This is a genomic window from Streptomyces varsoviensis (assembly GCF_000718635.1).
Taxonomy (GTDB): domain Bacteria; phylum Actinomycetota; class Actinomycetes; order Streptomycetales; family Streptomycetaceae; genus Streptomyces; species Streptomyces varsoviensis.
The window spans coordinates 114,027-131,644 of record NZ_JOBF01000009.1; the positions used below are offsets into that span (position 1 = coordinate 114,027).

Sequence of the window (17,618 nt, forward strand, 5' to 3'; positions counted from 1 at the left end):
CGGTGCACTGTTCTGTCTCCAGTGTGCGCGGTGCCCCGTACTCGCGGATGAATCAGCTACTTCACTCGGACTTCAGGCCCGGGTACAGCGGGTGCTTCGCGGCGAGGGCGGTGACCCGGCCGCGCAGCGCCGCCGCGTCGTAGGACGGCTTGAGCGCCTCGGCGATGATGTCCGCGACCTCGGTGAAGTCCGCGGCGCCGAAGCCGCGGGTGGCCAGCGCCGGGGTGCCGATCCGCAGGCCGGAGGTGACCATCGGGGGGCGCGGGTCGTTCGGGACGGCGTTGCGGTTGACCGTGATGCCGACCTCGTGGAGCCGGTCCTCGGCCTGCTGGCCGTCCAGCTCGCTGTGGCGCAGGTCCACCAGGACCAGGTGCACGTCCGTGCCGCCGGAGAGCACGGACACGCCGTGCCCGGTGACGTCCGGCTGGGTCAGCCGCTCGGCGAGGATACGGGCACCCTCCAGGGTGCGCTGCTGGCGCTCCTTGAACTCGTCCGTCGCCGCGACCTTGAAGGACACCGCCTTCGCCGCGACCACGTGCTCCAGCGGGCCGCCCTGCTGGCCGGGGAAGACCGCCGAGTTGATCTTCTTGGCCAGCTCCTGCGTGGACAGGATCACACCGCCGCGCGGGCCGCCGAGGGTCTTGTGCGTGGTGGTGGTCACCACATGCGCGTGCGGTACGGGGTTGGGGTGCAGCCCCGCCGCCACCAGGCCCGCGAAGTGGGCCATGTCCACCATCAGGTACGCGCCGATCTCGTCGGCGATCTTGCGGAACGCCGCGAAGTCGAGCTGCCGCGGGTACGCGGACCAGCCGGCCACGATCAGCTTCGGCTTGGTCTCCTTGGCGAGCCGCTCCACCTCGGCCATGTCGACCTGGCCGGTCTCGTCGTCCACGTGGTACGCGACCACGTTGTAGAGCTTGCCGGAGAAGTTGATCTTCATCCCGTGGGTCAGGTGCCCGCCGTGCGCGAGGTTCAGCCCCATGATCGTGTCGCCCGGCTTGAGCAGCGCGAACATCGCGGCGGCGTTGGCCTGCGCGCCGGAGTGCGGCTGCACATTGGCGTGCTCGGCGCCGAAGAGCGCCTTGATCCGGTCGATCGCGATCTGCTCGACCACGTCGACGTGCTCGCAGCCGCCGTAGTAGCGGCGGCCGGGATACCCCTCGGCGTACTTGTTGGTGAGGACCGAGCCCTGCGCCTCCATGACGGCGACCGGAGCGAAGTTCTCCGACGCGATCATTTCGAGGGTGGACTGCTGGCGGTCGAGTTCGGCGTCGACCGCGGCGGCGACGTCGGGGTCGAGCTCATGGAGGGAGCTGTTCAGCAGAGACATGAGATCTTCCTGGGAGGCTGGGGCGGAGGGCGGAGGGGGTACGCGGTCCCGTACGCGGCGTACTAGCCCGCGAAAGCGGTGTACTCGTCGGCGGTCAGCAGCTCCGCCGGCTCGTCCGTGACCTTCACCTTGAACAGCCAGCCGCCCTCGAAGGGGGCCGAGTTCACCAGCGACGGGTCGTCCATCACGTCCTGGTTGGCCTCGGTGACCTCGCCCGTCACGGGGGCGTACAGATCGCTGACCGACTTCGTCGACTCCAGCTCACCGCAGGTCTCGCCCGCCGTGACGGTGTCGCCGACCGCGGGGAGCTGCGCGTAGACCACATCGCCGAGCGCGTTGGCGGCGAACTCGGTGATGCCGACCGTCGCTACGCCGTCCTCGGCGGTCGACAGCCACTCGTGCTCCTTGGTGTAGCGGAGCTCCTGGGGGTTGTTCATGACTCGATTCTCCTGGATACGTGTGAATGTTTGTGCAACGGGTCTTGACAGGTGAGACGCGAGGGGCGCGGCCCCGGTACGGTCCGGTCAGCGCTCACGCTTGTAGAAGGGCAGCGCGACCACCTCGTACGGCTCATGGCTGCCGCGGATGTCCACGCTCACCCCGGCCGTGCCGGGCTCGGCGTGAGCCGCGTCCACGTACGCCATGGCGATCGGCTTGCCGAGGGTGGGGGAGGGGGCACCCGAGGTGACCTCGCCGATCACCGAGCCGTCGCTCGCCACCACCGAGAAGCCGGCGCGCGGCACCCGCCGCCCCTTCGCGACCAGTCCGACCAGCTTGCGCGGCGGCGCGCTCTCGGCCTTCTCGGCCGCCGCGGCCAGCGCCGCGCGGCCCACGAAGTCGCCCGCCTTCTCGAACTTCACGACCCGGCCCAGCCCCGCGTCGAACGGCGTCGTCGCCTTCGTCAGCTCGTGCCCGTACAGCGGCATGCCCGCCTCCAGGCGCAGCGTGTCCCGGCAGGACAGCCCCGCCGGCACGAGCCCGAGGCCCGCGCCCGCCTCGGTCAGCGCCTGCCACAGCCGCTCGGCGTCGGACGGGCCGACGAACAGCTCGAAGCCGTCCTCGCCCGTGTAGCCGGTACGGGCGATCAGCGCGGACACCCCCGCGACCGTGCCCGGCAGCCCCGCGTAGTACTTCAGCCCGGCCAGGTCCGCGTCGGTGAGCGACGTCAGGATCTCGGCCGCCTTCGGGCCCTGCACGGCCAGCAGCGCGTAGGCGTCGCGGTCGTCCCGTACGGACACGTCGAAGCCGGCGGCGCGCTCGGTCAGCGCGTCCAGCACCACCTGGGCGTTGGAGGCGTTCGCGACGACCATGAACTCCTGCCCGCCGAGGCGGTAGACGATCAGGTCGTCGAGGATGCCGCCCTCGGCGTCGCAGATCATGGTGTAGCGGGCGCGACCCACGGCGACCTTGCCGATGTTGCCGACCAGCGCGTAGTCGAGGGCGTCGGCGGCCTGCGGGCCGGTCAGCGTGATCTCGCCCATGTGCGAGAGGTCGAAGAGCCCGGCCCGGCCGCGGACGGCGAGGTGCTCATCGCGCTCGCTCGCGTAGCGCAGCGGCATGTCCCAGCCCGCGAAGTCGGTCATGGTCGCGCCGAGCGCGCGGTGCGTGGCGTCGAGCGCGGTACGACGGGGCGAAGCAGGTGAAGAAGAAGAGGAATCGGTCATGGTCCAGGCTCCCGGCTGACGGTGGCGAGTTCTTGGAAGAAGCACACGAAGAACGCGCCTCCCCATCTGTCATCGGAACCTGAGAGGTTCACCAGGAGGCCCGGCCGGGCCCCTCGGCTTGCACCTTGGGTGGGGCCGCCGACACGTCGGAGGCCCGCTTTTCAGATCTGCCTCGCCCGCGCGGTACGGGGCCTGAGAGATTCAAGGGAGGAACTTGCTCCTTCGGCGCCCAGCGCACGGAGCGTGACTGGGACTCTCCCGCGCGGACTACGAGCGGCCGATATGCAGTTTGCGCGCACATCATCGCATGCGACGCCCCGCTGTAAACCCCCGGACGGCCGGGTAACGGTTTTGGCCTGCTCTTGAAGCGCATTACCTTTTCTTGACACTCTTCGGGTACCCGCAGTGACCGGACCGGGGAGGACGATCACCGTGCACGCGCAGCGTACGTATCCGAGGCCGGCGTTTCCCGGCCCGCCGCAGCCCTTGCCCCCGGCCGCGGTAGCGGACCTGCGCGGGTCGGCGACCACACGGGAACTGAGATTCCCGGCCGGCGACCTCCTCGTCGTCTCCGGCCTGCCGGGCAGCGGCAAATCCACCCTCATCCGGCGGGCGGTGCCGGGGCTCGACGCCCGCGGCGGCATCGTCTGGTGCGTCGACTCGCAGGACGCCCGCGACCGCTGGGCGCGCCGCATCCCCCCGTACGTGCCGTACGGGCTCTACCGCCCGCTCGTCCGCCTCTCCCACTACACGGGGCTGCGGCGCGCGCTCCGCTCGGGCACCAGCGTGGTCGTCCACGACTGCGGCACCCTCGCCTGGGTCCGCCACTGGCTGGCCCGCGACGCCAGGCGGCGGGGCGTCGCCCTGCGCCTCCTCCTTCTGGACGTTCCCGCCGCCGACGCGCTCGCCGGTCAGGCCCGGCGGGGCCGGCGCGTCTCCGCGTACGCCTTCGCCCGCCACCGCCGCGCGGTGGCGCGGCTCGTCGCGGCGGTGGAGACCGGCCCCCTGCCGGCCGGCGTGTCCGCCGCCGTCCTCCTGGACCGGCCGGCGGCCGACGCGTTACGCACGATCCGCTTCGGCCCCCTGCCGCCCGCCGCGCGCCCCTGAGGCGGAGGCGGTGACGGTCCGTCGGAGCGCCAGCAGCCGTGGCACCCGGCGTCGGCCGTACGGTGCCGCCGGGGCACCCAGCGCTACGGGCCGGGGTGCCCGTCGCCCGTAAAAGCGGCTCATCCGGTGCCACCACCGGCCCGCGGACCGCCGTCCGGGGTCCGCGCCGGGTCGGCGGGCCGGGCGTCTTCGGTGCCGCCGGGGCTCTTGGCGAGGCCGGGCAGGTCGGGGGCGGGGAGGCCGCCGCTCACCAGCGTGCTGGTCACGACGTTGACGGTGGCGGTCAGGGTGGCCTTCACGGCGGCCGCGATCTCGGCCGGGTGCCCCGCGGTGGTCACCTTCAAGAGCGCGTTGACCTTCGCCTGGAGGTCCGTCACGGCCTTGGCCACCAGCTCCGGCGCCGCGGCGCCCTTCACCGGCGCCGGCGCCCCACTCAGCGGCCCGCTTTTCAGCGGCACACTCTTCCGCCCGGCCTGCGGCCCTCCGGCGGGCGGCTTGGCGTTGGTCGGATCGACGGGCGGGGCGGCGGGGGTTTCGGGTGCGGCGGGGGTCTTGTCGGATGTGGCGGGGGTCTTGTCGGTTACGGCGGGGGTCTTGGGGGTGGTCGAGATCTTGTGAGGTGCGGCGGGGGTCTTGGGGGTGGCCGGGGTCTTGTGAGGTACGGCCGGGGTCTTGGGGAGGGTCGAGGGCTTGTCAGGTGCGGCGGGGGTCTGGGGGGTGGCGGGGGTTTTGTCGGGTGTGACAGGCGGCTTGGGCGTGGCAGGGCCGACGGGAACGGCTGACGCCTTGTCAGGCGCGGCGGCGGGCCGCTCGGGGGCGGCCGGGGAGGCGGGTGTGGCGGACCCCTCCGCCGCCTCCGCCTGGCCCCCCTGAGTCGCCGCCCTGGTCACCCCCGCCAGGGCCTCCCGCACCGCCTCCGCGTGTTCCGCCGCCTCCGGGGTCGGGAGTCTGCCGCCGGGGGCCTTCAGTACGGCGTCGACGAGCGCGGTCACCGGGGTGAGCACACCGCCCACGCCGTTCAGCAGCGCGGACTGGCCCGCCAGGGCATCCGCTCCCGGCAGCGCGGCGGGCGTCGAGGCCGAGACCGAGGTCGAGGCAGGGGCCTCGGCCGCCGCCCCCGCCGGACGCGGGGCGGTGTCGCCGCTCGCGGTGGCGAGGGCCGCTCCGGAGGTGCCGAAGGCCAGCGCGCCGCAGACGACGGACGAGACGACGGACGAGATGACCGCGCCGGTCTTCAGGGACATACGCATAGAAAGCTCCCCTTTCGTGATGCGTACGAGTCCGTGTGCGTGGTGCTGCCCGCGGACTCGTGGTGCGTACGAGATGTCCGACCACCCTGCGGACGCCGGGTACGGTCCGCAACTCGCCGACTACGCTCGGTGTGCCTCGGTCCAACTCCCGCCACCCCCGCCTGACCTGGGGGTTCGTCAAGTAATTCGGCGGTCCCCGAGGAACGTGGGGCATGCAGCCGTTAGGGTTCGGGGGCGGCTTTGTCGAGACGGCGGTTGAACGGAATGGGACGGAATGAGCATCCCGGAGAGCTACGGACACACCCAGGCCCATGGCTGGCCCGCCAATGAGCTCGAAGAGGTGCTGGCCGCCTCCCTCGGTGTGCCGGACGCTGGCGCGCGCATCGTCGAGGTGCTGGGCCGCAGCCACCTGTGGGTCCCGCTGCCGAACGGCGGCACCCCGGACAGCCGCGAGCTGGACCTGCCCACACTGGAGATCGGCGGCGGCGCGTACGTCCCCGTCTTCAGCTCCGAGCAGCAGTTCCGTCTGATCACCGGCGACCGGATGGCCTGCACCGTCGCGCCGGCCGTCGAGTTCGCCCGCGGCCTCCCGCCGCAGCTCGGCATCGCCGTGAACCCGGACGGCGCGGTCGGCGTGCCGCTGCCGCCGCCCGCCGTCGCGGAGCTGTGCCGCGCCGGGCGCGGCCCGCTGGACGGGCCCGCCACCGGCGGCCGGGTGCGGCTCTACGAGCCGGACTGGCAGGAGGAGCCGGTGGACTTCCTCGCCGCCGCCGGGCTGGAGTTCGCCGCCGTCGGGCGGGTGCGCACCGCCCGCCGCGCCCTGGCCCGCGTGGAGACCGAGGCCCCGGCGCTGTTCGTCGGCGTCGAGCTCGACCTGCCCGACGACGAGGCCCGTACCGCCGTCCTCGACGCCCTCGGGCGCGCGCTGCACCGGGTCCCGGTCCCCTGGCCCGTACAGATGGTCTTCCTCGACCTGGCCCAGGACCCGGTGGGGGAGTGGCTGGGCGCCCGCGTCCGCCCGTTCTACGACCGTGACCTGTGACGCCGAGCGCGCACGAGGCGCGACGACCGGCCCCGCACCCGCCCCCGACCCCGGTGCGCGGCGCCCGGGCGTGGGCAGGACGTACGGTGGCCCCCGACTGGCCCCGGCGATCCCGGTGCGCGGCGCCCCGCCCGCCGTGGGCAGGACGCCCGACGACCCCCGACCGGCCCCACCCCCGTCCCCGCCTCCGGCCCGGTGCGCGGCGCCCCGCCATAGGTATGACACGGGCGCTGGCACCCGGCCTGTCGGTACGGGCTCGTAAGCTGGTGGGATGACCGGACGGGGCGCGGTGGCGCGCCCCGGGGCGGTGCCGAGACGGCCGAGGGAAAGGGCGGACCCAGGTGAGCGCGGGCGCGGAGAGCGGCGTGGAGCAGATGCTGCGCCAAGTGGCGCCCGGCCGGTACGACGCCTACGAGGCGCTGCTGCACGCCATCGCCGACGGCCAGGTGTGGATGCTGCTCTGGCACGGCCAGGCCGGGGCGCCCGACGCCCAGTACGGGAACATGGAGGTCGACGGTCTCGGCTACGCGCCGTGCGTGACCTCCGCGCCCGAGCTGGCCGCCAGCGGGTGGAACCGCGCCCATGAGGTGGTCGGCGGGCGCGCCGTCGCCGCCTCGCTCTTCCCCGACCGCTGGGGCCTGTGGCTCAATCCGCACGCGCCGGGCGGCGGCGTCGGCGTGCCCTGGCTGGATCTGCGGCGTATCGCGGGCGGCCTGGAGCGGCTGCCCGCCGGGCCGCTGCGGCTGAGCGAGCCGGCCGTCGACGTGGACCGGTTCTACGCCCTGCTCGGGCAGAACGCGCACCGTACGCCCGTGGTGCGGGCGCTGCGCCGGGCCTGGGTGCAGCCGGCGCTGGGCGCCCCGTATCTGGCGATCGGGCTGGATCTGTACGACACCTCCCAGCCGGCCGTCGACTCGGTACGGCTGATGATGCAGCAGTCGGTGGGCGTGGTGCCGGCGGGGCTGCCGGTTTCCACGGTGTCGATGGCGGACGAGCACGACCCGGTCGCGATGTGGATGCGGGCCAACGCGCGGCCGTTCTTCGACCGCGACGCGTACGGCGCCGGAGCGCCCGCGCCCACAGCGGGTTACGGCTATCCGCCGCAGCAGGGCCGCCAGGCCGGAGCGTACTAGCACCAACTGGACAAACTGTCCTTCCAGTTACTGATCCGCTCACGGATCACGACTGTCCGTATAACGGAACCTCTCCTTACACATCACGGTTGCGCATCCTTTGCCGGTCAGGTCTGGCGGGTGATCGCGAGCCCGTTGAAGACTCCCCGAAACAAGCAGAGTCGGTCCTGTGTACGACCTGCCCCGCGTGAACTTCCCACGCCTTCAGCACCATTCGCAGCACCTGATGTGAACCAAGCCGCCATGGCGGCAGCGTGGGCCGGCCATGGCCGGTCGAGAGGGGTCCCCCAGACGATGACGGCACCAATGCACGACACGAGCGCGGCCGAGACCGCCGCCGTCGATGTCGCGGCCGGCGTCCCGGCGAAAGCCATCGAGGGCCGTTCCCCGTGGCGAATCGCCTGGGTGCGGCTCAAGCGCGACAAGCTGGCCCTGGCCGGCGGGATAGTCGTGCTGCTGCTCATCCTGGTCGCGATATTCGCGCCGTTGATCGTGGACCTCCTGGGGCACCCGCCGAACGAGTTCCACGAGGACCAGATCGACCCGCTCTTCGGCACGCCCAAGGGCTCCTGGGGCGGCATCAATTCGGACTTCGTATTCGGCGTGGAGCCGGTCAACGGCCGCGACGTGTTCAGCCGGGTCGTCTACGGCGCCCGCGTCTCGCTGCTGGTGGCGTTCTTCGCGGCCGTGGTCGCCGTCGCCGTCGGCACGGTCTTCGGCATCATCGCCGGCTACTTCGGCGGCTGGATCGACGCCATCATCAGCCGCGTCATGGACATCCTGCTCGCCTTCCCGCAGCTCCTGTTCATCATCGCGCTGGTCTCGGTGGTGCCGAACTCCATCTGGGGGTTCACCGGTTCGGGTGTGCGCATGGGCGTGCTGATCGTGGTGATCGGCTTCTTCGGCTGGCCGTACGTGGGCCGGATCGTGCGCGGCCAGACCCTCTCGCTCAGAGAGCGCGAGTACGTGGAGGCGGCCCGCAGCCTGGGCGCCGGGCGCGGGTACATCCTCTTCCGCGAGCTGCTGCCCAACCTGGTCGCGCCGATCACCGTGTACGCCACGCTGATGATCCCCACCAACGTGCTCACCGAGGCCGCCCTGAGCTTCCTCGGCGCGGGCGTCAAGCAGCCGACCTCGTCCTGGGGGCAGATGCTCTCCGCGGCCGTGAACACCTACGAGTCCGACCCGATGTTCATGATCATTCCGGGCGTGGCCATCTTCCTCACCGTGCTGGCCTTCAACCTCTTCGGCGACGGCGTGCGAGACGCCCTCGACCCGAAGGGCTCGCGCTGACCCGCGCACCGCGCCGGCGGGCCGCGGGCCCCCGGCCCCACAACCCCACAGCAGTACCCCTGAGCACCACCCGAAGCAGTACCCACCGCACCACCCCTGAGCACCACCCCGTAGCAGTACCCGCAGCAGCACCCCGCAGCAGTGCCCATGACGACTCCGGCGAACAGCTCACCCGAGGTTCCGCCAGGAGATCACCCCCGAACCGCCGGTCCGCTTGGGGCCGAGAATCTCACGGAGGTCGCGACAACGTGACAACTCATCGCATTCCGAGGCGCAGACTGGCCGCCGGATCGGCCTTCGTGGTCGCGGCGCTGGTCTCCACCACCGCCTGCGGCGGGGGCGGCGGCAGCTCCAGCAACAGCTCCAAGGCGCCCGGCTTCAACGCGGCCGTCGGCAAGGTCGCCAGCACGTCCGACAAGAAGGGCGGCGAGCTGAAGTTCATCGGGACCCAGGACGCCGACTCCTGGGACCCGCAGCGCGGCTACTACGGCTTCATGTGGGACTTCGCGCGCTACTACACGCGCACCCTGGTGACGCCCAAGCCCGCCCCGGGCGCCGCCAGTTCCGAGCTGGTCCCGGACATGGCCACCGACACCGGCCAGATCTCGGCCGACAAGAAGACCTACACCTTCAAGCTCCGCCCCGACCTGACCTGGGAGGACGGCAAGCCCGTCACCAGCCAGGACATCAAGTACGGCATCGAGCGCACCTGGGCCAAGGAGAAGATCACCGGCGGCCCGACCTGGATCCAGCAGGTCCTCGACCCGGAGCTCGACTACAAGGGCCCGTACAAGGACACCAGCAAGGACAAGCTGGGCCTGAAGCAGATCGAGACGCCGGACGCGAACACCATCGTCTTCAAGCTGCCGCAGCCCAACGGCGACTTCCTCCAGATGCTGGCGCTGCCCGCCGCGGCCCCGGTCCGCCAGGACAAGGACACCGGCGAGAAGTACGGCCTCAAGCCGTTCTCCAACGGCCCGTACAAGTTCCAGTCCTACACGCCCAACAAGGGCCTGGAGCTCGTCCGCAACGACAAGTGGAAGCAGTCCTCGGACACCGTCCGCAAGGCGCTGCCGGACAAGGTCTCGGTCAAGCTCACCACCAACGCCGATGACATGGACAACAAGCTCATCTCCGGCGAGTACGACATCGACATCAACGCGACCGGCATGGGCTCGGCGGGCCGCCAGAAGGCGCTCCAGGCCCACAAGGGCAACGTCGACAACCCGCAGACCGGCTTCATCCGCTACGCGGCGTTCCCCAAGACGGTCAAGCCGTTCGACAACATCCACTGCCGCAAGGCGGTCATCTACGCCGCCGACCACACCTCGCTGCAGACCGCGCGCGGCGGCCCGATGGCCGGTGGCGACCTCGGCACCAGCATGCTCCCGCCGGCCGTCAAGGGCTACGACGCCAACTTCGACCCGTACAACATCAAGGCGGGCAAGCCGGACCTGGCCAAGGCCAAGGAAGAGCTGAAGCAGTGCGATCAGCCGAACGGCTTCACCACCACGATCGCGGTGCGCAACAACAAGCCGCCGGAGGTCGCGACCGCCACGTCGCTCCAGGCCTCGCTCGCCAAGGTCGGCATCAAGGCCCAGATCGACGAGTACGACGGCGCCCAGTACGCGGGCATCATCGGCTCCCCCGAGAACGTCAAGCGCAAGAACTACGGCATCATCATCCAGGGCTGGGGCTCCGACTTCCCCAGCGGCCAGGGCTTCCTGCAGCCCATCTCGGACGGCAAGTTCATCCAGCCGACCGGTAACCAGAACTACCCGCTGCTGGACGACCCCGAGGTCAACAAGCTCTTCGACCAGGGCAACGCCGAGACCGACCCGAACAAGGCCGCCGAGTTCTACGGCAAGGCCAACGAGAAGGTCATGAACGACGCCTGGTACCTGCCGTTCACCTACGAGAAGAACGTCATCTGGCGCTCTTCGCGACTGACCAACATCTACACGGCGGACGCCTACAACGGCCGCTACGACTACGCCTCGCTGGGCGTTACCAAGTGATCGTCCGTCCGCTCCACCGGCACACCCGCCGCTAGGCCCGAAGGGCAGGTGAGGGCCGCGCGTGGTGGTCCGGGAGCCCCTCCGACTGACGGGAGGAGGGGCCCCCGGGCCACCGCCGGCCGACCGCAGTGTTCGCTTATATCGTCCGGCGGCTGATCGCCGTCATCGTGATGTTGCTGGTGGTCATCCTGGTGACCTTCGGCATTTTCTTCGCGGTTCCGAAGCTCACCGGAACCGACCCCGCCACGCTCTTCGTGGGCAAGCAGGCGGACCCCGCGGCCATCGAGGGAATCCGGCAGAAGCTCGGCCTCAGCGACCCGATCCTCGTCCAGTTCTGGCACTTCGTCAGCGGAATCTTCGCGGGCCGCGACTACAGCAGCGACGGTGACGTCGTGCACTGCGCCGCGCCCTGCTTCGGCTACTCCTTCCGCACCGAACAGGCCGTCTGGCCGGTGCTCCAGGACCGGCTGCCCGTCACCATGCAGCTCGCCGCCGGCGCCTGCGTGCTCTGGCTGCTCGGCGGCGTCGCCACCGGCATCCTCTCCGCGCTCAAGCGCGGCACCGCCGTGGACCGCTCCGCCATGACCGTCGCCCTCGCCGGCGTCTCGCTGCCCATCTACTTCACCGGCCTGGTGTCGCTGGCGATCTTCTCGTACGGGCTGGGCTGGGTGAAGGGCGACTACACGCCGATCGCCGACGACCCGCTGGTGTGGTTCCGCGAGATGATCCTGCCCTGGGTCACCCTCGCCTTCCTCTACGCCGCCATGTACGCCCGGCTCACCAGAGCCACCATGCTGGAAATCCTCGGCGAGGACTACATCCGCACCGCCCGCGCCAAGGGCCTGCGGGAACCCGTGGTCATCGGCAAGCACGCGCTCCGCTCCACGATGACGCCCATCCTCACCATCCTCGGTCTGGACCTCGGCGCCGTCCTCGGCGGCGCGGTCCTCACCGAGACCACCTTCAACCTGCCCGGCCTCGGCCAGGCCGCGGTGAAGGCGATCAGCGACAAGGACCTGCCGCTGATCCTCGGCGTGACGCTCATCGCGGCCTCCGCCGTGGTCATCGCCAACCTCCTCGTGGACCTGCTGTACGCCGTGATCGACCCGCGAGTGAGGCTCACGTGAGCGACCTGACCAGGAGCGGCGCCGTCGGCGAGCCCGTATCCACCGGCTCCGCCGGCGCGCCCAGCGCCTTCCTCGAAGTGCGCGACCTGCGCATCCACTTCCCCACCGAGGACGGCATCGTCAAGTCCGTCGACGGGCTCTCCTTCCAACTGGAGCGGGGCAAGACGCTCGGCATCGTCGGCGAGTCCGGCTCCGGCAAGTCGGTGACCTCGCTGGGCATCATGGGGCTGCACACCGTCGGCCAGTACGGGCGCGGTAAGGCCCGGATCTCCGGCGAGCTGTGGCTCGACGGCAAGGAGCTGCTGACCGCCGACCCCGACGAGGTCCGGCGGCTGCGCGGCCGCGAGATGGCGATGATCTTCCAGGACCCGCTGTCCGCGATGCACCCCTACTACACCGTCGGCCACCAGATCGTCGAGGCGTACCGGGTCCACAACGACGTCGACAAGAAGACCGCCCGCAAGCGCGCTGTCGAACTGCTCGACCGGGTCGGCATCCCGCAGCCCGACAAGCGCGTCGACGACTACCCGCACCAGTTCTCCGGCGGCATGCGGCAGCGCGCGATGATCGCGATGGCGCTCGTCAACAACCCCGAACTGCTCATCGCCGACGAGCCGACGACCGCCCTCGACGTCACCGTCCAGGCGCAGATCCTCGACCTCATCCGCGACCTCCAGAAGGAGTTCGGCTCCGCGGTCATCATCATCACCCACGACCTCGGCGTCGTCGCCGAGCTGGCCGACGACATCCTCGTGATGTACGGCGGCCGGTGCGTCGAGCGCGGCCCCGCCGAGAAGGTCTTCTACGAGCCGCAGCACCCCTACACCTGGGGGCTGCTGGGCTCGATGCCGCGCATCGACCGCGACCAGACCGACCGGCTGATCCCGGTGAAGGGCTCCCCGCCCAGCCTCATCAACGTGCCCTCCGGCTGCGCCTTCAACCCGCGCTGCCCGTACGCGGACGTCCCCAAGGACGGCATCACCCGCACCGAGCGGCCGGAGCTGCGGCAGGTCGCCGAGGGCCACCTCTCCGCCTGCCACATGTCGCAGGAGGAGCGGACGCGGATCTGGACCGAAGAGATTGCGCCCAAGCTGTGAAGGACGACGCCGTGCCCGAAAAAGAGCTGACGACCCCGAAGCGGAAGGCGGACCCCTCGGCCGAGCCGCTGCTCAAGGTCGAGGGCCTGGTCAAGCACTTCCCGATCACCAAGGGGCTGCTGCGCCGCCAGGTCGGCGCGGTGCAGGCCGTGGACGGCCTCACCTTCGACGTGCTGCCGGGGGAGACCCTGGGCGTGGTGGGCGAGTCGGGCTGCGGCAAGTCGACCATGGGCCGGCTGATCACCCGGCTGCTCGAACCCACCGGCGGCAAGGTGGAGTTCGAGGGCAAGGACATCACGCACCTCGGCGTCGGCGGCATGCGCCCGATGCGCCGCGACGTGCAGATGATCTTCCAGGACCCGTACTCCTCGCTGAACCCGCGCCACACCGTCGGCACGATCGTCAGCGCGCCGTACAAGCTCCAGGGCATCACCCCGGAGGGCGGCGTGAAGCAGGCGGTCCAGGCGACCCTGGAGCGCGTCGGCCTCAACCCGGAGCACTACAACCGCTATCCGCACGAGTTCTCCGGCGGCCAGCGCCAGCGCATCGGCATCGCCCGAGCCCTCGCGCTCCGCCCCAAGCTGGTCGTCGCCGACGAGCCGGTCTCCGCGCTGGACGTCTCCATCCAGGCGCAGGTCGTCAACCTCCTCGACGACCTCCAGCAGGAGCTGGGCCTCACCTACGTGATCATCGCCCACGACCTCTCGGTGATCCGGCACGTCTCGGACCGGATCGCGGTCATGTACCTCGGCAAGATCGTGGAGCTGACGGACCGCAAATCGCTGTACGAGTCGCCGATGCACCCCTATACGACCGCGCTGCTCTCCGCGGTGCCGGTGCCGGACCCGCGGCGCAAGGCGGAGAAGAGCGGCCGCATCCTGCTCAAGGGCGACGTGCCCTCGCCGATCAACCCGCCGTCCGGCTGCCGGTTCCGCACCCGCTGCTGGAAGGCCACGGACATCTGCGCCACCGAGGAGCCGCCGCTGCTGGCGCTCAAGACGGGCCACCGGGTGGCCTGCCACCACCCGGAGAACGCCCCGGACCAGGCGCCGGGCAGCACCGAGAAGCTGTCGTCGGCGCCGGACGCGGTCTCTTCGACGACGCCGAAGAAGGGGGAGGCGAAGTAGCGGTCCCGTACGGTCGACGGCCCGGGACCAACTGCCCCACTCAGCCGCCCCGCTCAACTGCCCGCTCATCATGACGAGTTGGCAAAGCCGTGCGCGGGGCGGTGCGGGAGAGTGCAGAGTCGGCTCGTCTGCTCCATTGGGCTCACGCGTTCGAAGGGACGGCTCATGGCACTCTCCCGTTCGACCAGGCTCCTCGCCCTCGCCACCGCGGCGGCCTCCGCCTGGGTGATCTCAGCGGCCCCCGCCCCCTCGCCCGGCGCGCCGGGCGTCGGGGACCCGTACTTCCCCCAGCTCGGCAACGGCGGCTACGACGTCCGGCACTACGCCCTCGACGTCGCGTACGACCCCGACGCCGACCGGCTCGACGGCCGTACGACCGTCACCGCCAGAGCGACCAGGAACCTCTCGTCCTTCGATCTCGACCTCCAGAAGCTGGAGGTCGCCTCCGTCGAAGTGAACGGCAGACCCGCCGACTTCACCAGGTCCGGCGACGAAATCAAGATCACGCCCAAGAGCCATCTGCGCAAGGGGCGCACCTTCGACGTCACCGTCGTCTACGGCGGCGTGCCCGAGGCGCTGAGCGGCCCCATCGTCTTCGGCTCCGACTACGGCTGGATGAAGACCAAGGACGGCGTCTTCGTCGCGTGCGAGCCGAACGCGGCCTCCACCTGGTTCCCCTCCAGCGACCACCCCTCCGACAAGGCCGCCTTCGACATCCGCATCAAGGCCCCCAAGGGGCTGACGGGGGTCTCCAACGGGCGGCTGGTCTCGACGCGGGACGAGGGCTCCGACACCGTCAGCCACTGGCGCGAGACCAAGCCGATGGCCACGTACCTGGCCACCGCCACCATCGGCAAGTTCGACGTGCGGACCGGGAAGACGCCCGGCGGCATCCCCGTCTACGTGGCGATCGACCCGACGCTCCAGAACACCGGGCAGGTCGACGTCTACGGCCTGACCTCCGAGATCACCGACTACTGGGCGACGGTCTTCGGCCCGTACCCGTTCGAGGAGACCGGCGCGATCGTCGACGACATGCCGCAGGCGGGCTTCTCGCTGGAGACCCAGACCAAGCCGATCTACTCGGCCGTCCGCAGCGAGAACACCATCGCCCACGAACTGGCGCACCAGTGGTTCGGCGACTCGGTCTCCGTGGCCGAGTGGAAGGACATCTGGCTGAACGAGGGCTTCGCGACGTACGCGTCGTGGCTGTGGAACGAGCACAAGGGCCGGGGCTCGGCGCACGACGCCTTCCTCGCCGCGTACAACCGCTACCCGGCCGGCGACACATTCTGGACCACCGTCGTCGCCGACCCGCAGCGCGACACGATGTTCGCCAACGCCGTCTACCAGCGCGGCGCGATGGCGCTCCAGGCGCTGCGCGAGCGGATCGGCGACAAGGCGTTCTTCGAGCTGCTGCCCGCGTGGACGAAGCAGAACCGGTACGGCAACGCGGAGATCGACGACTTCGTGGACCTCGCGGAGGAGATCTCGGGGAAGTCGCTCGACGGCCTCTTCGAGACGTGGATCTACGAGCCGAGCAAGCCTGGTTCGCCTTCGGCGGGCGTGCGGTAGCGGGGCGGTGGGCGGGCTGGGGCCCGCCACTCGGATATGGCGCGGCCGGGGCGTTCTTCCCAGCGCGGGGGGTGCGTTCCTTCAGATCCGGCGCGGCCGGGGCGTTCGTCTCAGGGCGGGGGTGCGTTCCTTCAGGTCCGGCGCGGCCGGGGGAGGTGCAGCCCGAAGTACATCGCTCCTACGCGCAGTGCGAAGACCACCCCCGCGGAGACCACCGCCGCCGCCCCGGCCGCGACCCCGGCGCGGTCGAGCAGGAGGTAGCACACCGCCCCGGCCAGCGCCGCCGTCGCGTAGACATCCTCGCGCAGGAGCAGCGGCGGGAACTCGCCGCACAGCACGTCGCGGATGACCTCGCCCGCCACCCCGGTCAGCACGGAGAGGATGAGCACCGCGAGGGGGGTCGCGCCCGCGCCGATGGCGGCGCGGGCGCCGATCACGGTGACGACGGAGAGGCCCACGGCGTCCACGAGCAGCAGGGTGCGCTGCGGCAGTTGGCGGTAGCGGAGGAAGGCCATGGTGGCGACGCCCACGCCGGCGATGATCGTGAGCAGCACCCAGTCGTGGGTCCAGTAGAGCGGGTGCCGGTCGAGGATGAGGTCGCGGAGGGTGCCGCCGGAGATCGCGGCGGCGAAGGCGAGGACGAGCCCGCCGAAGGGGTCCATATTGGCCCGGTGGGCCGCCAGTACCCCGCTCGCGGCGAAAGCGGAGACACCCACCAGGTAGAGCACGTGAAGCATGGGCGTCATCATCTCAGGCGCGGGGAGCAATCCGGCGCGAGGAATAATCCGGACTTCTGTGGTCTGGAGCCTCAAGGGCACCGCCCGATGGCCCTTACCAGTCGGTAACCCCTCGGTGTAGCGTGCAGCGCATGGCACAGGCAACCATCGGTGACACGGGTGACAGCACGTCCGTGAGCGAATTCGACCGCGATACGGCGCTCACGCCGCGCGGGGACGGCGTGTACGAGGCGAACCTCTCGTCGGGCTGGACGATCTTCGGCGCCGTCAACGGAGGCTTCCTCGCCGCCCTGCTCGGCCGCGCCCTCGGCGACGCGCTCCCGCACCCCGATCCGTACTCCCTCACCGCGCACTACCTCTCCGCCTCCCGCCCCGGCCCCGCCGTCATCCGCACCCAGACCATCCGCACCGGCCGTACGCTCTCCGTCGGTCAGGCGTCCCTCTACCAGTTCGACGAGGACGGCAACGAGGTCGAGCGGCTGCGCGCCCTCGCCACGTACGGCGACCTCGGCACGCTCCCCGACGACGTCCGCACCACGGCCAAGCCGCCGAACCTGCCCCCGTACGAGCGCTGCCTGAGCCGGCGCGACGGCGACGCGCCGCTCGGCACCGAGTTCGAGGGCCGGCTCGACCTCCGGCTCGACCCCGCCACCTGCGGCTGGGCCGTCGGCTCGCCCAGCGGCCTGGGCGAGATGCGCGGCTGGTTCGGCCTCGCCGACGGCCGCGACGCCGATCCGCTGTCGCTGCTGCTGGCGGTCGACGCGCTGCCGCCGACCGCCCTGGAGCTGGGCCTCAAGGGCTGGGTCCCCACCATCGAACTGACCACCCACATCCGCTGCCGCCCCGCCCCCGGCCCGCTGCGCGTCGCCATGACCACCCGCAACCTCGCGGGCGGCCTCATGGAGGTGGACGCCGAGATCTGGGACAGCGCCGACCGCCTGGCCGCCCAGGCCCGCCAGCTCGCACGGCCGAAGATGGGGTGACGGACGGCGGCCCCTCCGCGCGGGGAGGAGGTGGGTTGCCCCTGGGCCCTCCGCGCGGGGAGGGGGAGGGTTGCCCCTGGGCCTTCCCCGGGCCGGTTCCGGGCCTTCCCCGGGCCCGTTCCGGGCGTTCGCCCG

Annotated in this window: 15 protein-coding genes and 2 riboswitches; of the genes, 10 read left to right on the forward strand and 5 right to left on the reverse strand. The window is 71.2% G+C overall.

The features are described 5' to 3' along the window. Positions 1 to 61: 61 nt before the first annotated feature. The 3 genes from glyA to gcvT all read right to left on the reverse strand — a co-directional run bounded on the left by glyA (position 62) and on the right by gcvT (position 2,994). Positions 62 to 1,330, reverse strand: coding sequence for a serine hydroxymethyltransferase (glyA, locus tag IF55_RS14985; protein WP_030885845.1), 1,269 nt, complete (start codon positions 1,328 to 1,330; stop codon positions 62 to 64). Between the two features lie 62 nt (positions 1,331 to 1,392). Next, on the reverse strand, positions 1,393 to 1,767 hold the full coding sequence (gene gcvH, locus IF55_RS14990) for a glycine cleavage system protein GcvH (protein WP_030885847.1): 375 nt from the start codon (positions 1,765 to 1,767) through the stop codon (positions 1,393 to 1,395). A gap of 87 nt (positions 1,768 to 1,854) precedes the next feature. Further along, positions 1,855 to 2,994: a glycine cleavage system aminomethyltransferase GcvT gene (gene gcvT, locus IF55_RS14995; RefSeq protein WP_030885850.1), complete on the reverse strand. Its 1,140-nt coding sequence runs from the start codon at positions 2,992 to 2,994 to the stop codon at positions 1,855 to 1,857. A 56-nt stretch (positions 2,995 to 3,050) separates the two neighbouring features. After that, a riboswitch (glycine riboswitch) is annotated at positions 3,051 to 3,165 on the reverse strand. Next, positions 3,166 to 3,265: riboswitch (glycine riboswitch) on the reverse strand. Between the two features lie 155 nt (positions 3,266 to 3,420). Between gcvT and IF55_RS15000 the strand changes: the two genes are divergently transcribed. Continuing rightward, a complete protein-coding gene (locus IF55_RS15000) occupies positions 3,421 to 4,101 on the forward strand; it encodes an AAA family ATPase (protein ID WP_398245041.1) in 681 nt (226 codons plus the stop codon). 119 nt (positions 4,102 to 4,220) lie between these two features. On the opposite strand, the gene IF55_RS39365 is transcribed toward IF55_RS15000, so the two are convergent. Beyond that, on the reverse strand, positions 4,221 to 5,351 hold the full coding sequence (locus tag IF55_RS39365; RefSeq protein WP_157857232.1) for a hypothetical protein: 1,131 nt from the start codon (positions 5,349 to 5,351) through the stop codon (positions 4,221 to 4,223). 274 nt (positions 5,352 to 5,625) lie between these two features. Here IF55_RS39365 and IF55_RS15010 point away from each other — a divergent pair, with 274 nt between their 5' ends. From IF55_RS15010 to IF55_RS15045, 8 genes are all read left to right on the forward strand, one after another. Continuing rightward, the gene (locus IF55_RS15010) at positions 5,626 to 6,393 is read left to right on the forward strand and encodes an enhanced serine sensitivity protein SseB (RefSeq protein ID WP_030884503.1); all 768 of its coding nucleotides are present in this window, start codon (positions 5,626 to 5,628) and stop codon (positions 6,391 to 6,393) included. 341 nt (positions 6,394 to 6,734) lie between these two features. Beyond that, positions 6,735 to 7,526, forward strand: a complete 792-nt coding sequence (locus tag IF55_RS15015; protein WP_030884506.1) for an enhanced serine sensitivity protein SseB C-terminal domain-containing protein — start codon at positions 6,735 to 6,737, stop codon at positions 7,524 to 7,526. Positions 7,527 to 7,820: 294 nt separating this feature from the next. Further along, a complete protein-coding gene (locus tag IF55_RS15020; protein ID WP_030884510.1) occupies positions 7,821 to 8,819 on the forward strand; it encodes an ABC transporter permease in 999 nt (332 codons plus the stop codon). A gap of 248 nt (positions 8,820 to 9,067) precedes the next feature. After that, on the forward strand, positions 9,068 to 10,837 hold the full coding sequence (locus tag IF55_RS15025; RefSeq protein WP_030884513.1) for an ABC transporter substrate-binding protein: 1,770 nt from the start codon (positions 9,068 to 9,070) through the stop codon (positions 10,835 to 10,837). A gap of 128 nt (positions 10,838 to 10,965) precedes the next feature. After that, positions 10,966 to 11,964, forward strand: coding sequence for an ABC transporter permease (locus IF55_RS15030; protein ID WP_030884515.1), 999 nt, complete (start codon positions 10,966 to 10,968; stop codon positions 11,962 to 11,964). 5 nt (positions 11,965 to 11,969) lie between these two features. Further along, the gene (locus tag IF55_RS15035; protein ID WP_398245039.1) at positions 11,970 to 13,061 is read left to right on the forward strand and encodes an ABC transporter ATP-binding protein; all 1,092 of its coding nucleotides are present in this window, start codon (positions 11,970 to 11,972) and stop codon (positions 13,059 to 13,061) included. A gap of 11 nt (positions 13,062 to 13,072) precedes the next feature. Then, positions 13,073 to 14,188, forward strand: a complete 1,116-nt coding sequence (locus tag IF55_RS15040) for an ABC transporter ATP-binding protein (protein WP_048832011.1) — start codon at positions 13,073 to 13,075, stop codon at positions 14,186 to 14,188. 165 nt (positions 14,189 to 14,353) lie between these two features. After that, positions 14,354 to 15,763: a M1 family metallopeptidase gene (locus IF55_RS15045; protein WP_030884525.1), complete on the forward strand. Its 1,410-nt coding sequence runs from the start codon at positions 14,354 to 14,356 to the stop codon at positions 15,761 to 15,763. Positions 15,764 to 15,894: 131 nt separating this feature from the next. On the opposite strand, the gene IF55_RS15050 is transcribed toward IF55_RS15045, so the two are convergent. Next, positions 15,895 to 16,500: a trimeric intracellular cation channel family protein gene (locus IF55_RS15050; protein WP_106980395.1), complete on the reverse strand. Its 606-nt coding sequence runs from the start codon at positions 16,498 to 16,500 to the stop codon at positions 15,895 to 15,897. 131 nt (positions 16,501 to 16,631) lie between these two features. Here IF55_RS15050 and IF55_RS15055 point away from each other — a divergent pair, with 131 nt between their 5' ends. Beyond that, a complete protein-coding gene (locus IF55_RS15055) occupies positions 16,632 to 17,483 on the forward strand; it encodes a thioesterase family protein (protein WP_030884530.1) in 852 nt (283 codons plus the stop codon). Positions 17,484 to 17,618 lie beyond the last annotated feature (135 nt).

What these genes read in the sequence shown, in the direction of transcription:
- glyA (WP_030885845.1), bottom strand. Translation starts at nt 1,330, where the DNA reads ATGTCTCTGCTGAACAGCTCCCTCCATGAGCTCGACCCCGACGTCGCC.
- gcvH (WP_030885847.1), bottom strand. Translation starts at nt 1,767, where the DNA reads ATGAACAACCCCCAGGAGCTCCGCTACACCAAGGAGCACGAGTGGCTG.
- gcvT (WP_030885850.1), bottom strand. Translation starts at nt 2,994, where the DNA reads ATGACCGATTCCTCTTCTTCTTCACCTGCTTCGCCCCGTCGTACCGCG.
- IF55_RS39365 (WP_157857232.1), bottom strand. Translation starts at nt 5,351, where the DNA reads ATGCGTATGTCCCTGAAGACCGGCGCGGTCATCTCGTCCGTCGTCTCG.
- IF55_RS15010 (WP_030884503.1), top strand. Translation starts at nt 5,626, where the DNA reads ATGAGCATCCCGGAGAGCTACGGACACACCCAGGCCCATGGCTGGCCC.
- IF55_RS15020 (WP_030884510.1), top strand. Translation starts at nt 7,821, where the DNA reads ATGACGGCACCAATGCACGACACGAGCGCGGCCGAGACCGCCGCCGTC.
- IF55_RS15045 (WP_030884525.1), top strand. Translation starts at nt 14,354, where the DNA reads ATGGCACTCTCCCGTTCGACCAGGCTCCTCGCCCTCGCCACCGCGGCG.
- IF55_RS15050 (WP_106980395.1), bottom strand. Translation starts at nt 16,500, where the DNA reads ATGCTTCACGTGCTCTACCTGGTGGGTGTCTCCGCTTTCGCCGCGAGC.
- IF55_RS15055 (WP_030884530.1), top strand. Translation starts at nt 16,632, where the DNA reads ATGGCACAGGCAACCATCGGTGACACGGGTGACAGCACGTCCGTGAGC.